The organism is Blastomonas sp. UPD001, from assembly GCF_003426715.1.
Lineage (GTDB): Bacteria > Pseudomonadota > Alphaproteobacteria > Sphingomonadales > Sphingomonadaceae > Blastomonas.
Genome location: NZ_QKVT01000041.1, coordinates 1 through 991 on the forward strand (window position 1 = coordinate 1; position 991 = coordinate 991).

Below are 991 nucleotides of genomic sequence, written 5' to 3' on the forward strand. Positions count from 1 at the left end.
CACCGAATGTCAAACGGACTTTTGGTCACGCCCTGCCGGAACCCGCACCCGCACTGCCGGGTAAATGGGCAAAAGACAGGAGCTTAGAGCATGATCGTGATCCGCCATTTCCTCGCCGCCACCGCCCTTGGCTCTGCCATGATCCTTGCCGGATGCAACAGCGGCGCCGACAGCGACCCCCCGGCACCTGCTCCCGAAACGGTCGAGACCGAGGCGGGCGCAGGCGAGCTGCCGATGATGGCCCGCGCCATGCTGAAGACCGCCGATGGCAAAGACGCAGGCATGGTCAGCGCGACCGAGCGCGAGGATGGCATCCAGATCGAGGTCAGCGCCACGGGCATGCCTGCGGGTGAACACGGCATCCATGTCCACATGACCGGCAAGTGCGAGGGGCCGAAATTCGAGAGCGCCGGCGGGCACTGGAACCCGACGGGCGCAAAGCACGGCCTCAGCAATCCGCAAGGCCAGCATCATGGCGACATGCCCAATCTGGTGGTCGCCAGCGATGGCAGCGGCCGGATGGATTATGCCATCCGCGGTGCCAGGCTGACCGAAATGCTCGATGCCGACGGCGCGGCACTGGTGATCCACGCCAAGGCCGATGACCAGATGACCGATCCGTCGGGGAATAGCGGCGACCGGCTGGCCTGCGGCGCGTTCACGCGCGGCTGATCAGCGACTGGAGGTGCGTACGCCGTAATCGATACGGATGCGCACCCATTCGCCGACCTTCGATACACCGCCGACTCGAGGTGGGCGCACCCGGAATTGCCATGCCGCCGCGATGACAGCTCGCCCAATGCCTGAGCCTTGGGGCGATTCGCCGATCTCGTAGCAATCCTCGACGCGAAAATCTGCGACTGTCCGGCACGCGATCAGCGCCGATCCGGGGCCCCGCGCCGTCGACAGATAGCCTTTCAGCTCATCGTCATAAGGCTCGCGATACCAGGCGGCCGCGAACAGCGGCTCGCCATTCGGCCCCGAGCCCACG

Annotated in this window: 1 protein-coding gene and 1 pseudogene; one reads left to right on the top strand and one right to left on the bottom strand. The window is 65.8% G+C overall.

Annotation, left to right across the window (positions count from 1 at the left end):
• Positions 1–90: 90 nt before the first annotated feature.
• A complete protein-coding gene (locus tag DM995_RS18170) occupies positions 91–672 on the top strand; it encodes a superoxide dismutase family protein (protein WP_116970611.1) in 582 nt (193 codons plus the stop codon).
• On the opposite strand, the pseudogene DM995_RS18175 reads toward DM995_RS18170, so the two are convergent.
• A pseudogene (locus DM995_RS18175) lies at positions 673–991 on the bottom strand (hypothetical protein); the annotation flags it as partial.

Excerpts from the sequence above, each read along its gene's own strand:
- DM995_RS18170 (WP_116970611.1), top strand. The coding sequence starts at position 91 with ATGATCGTGATCCGCCATTTCCTCGCCGCCACCGCCCTTGGCTCTGCC.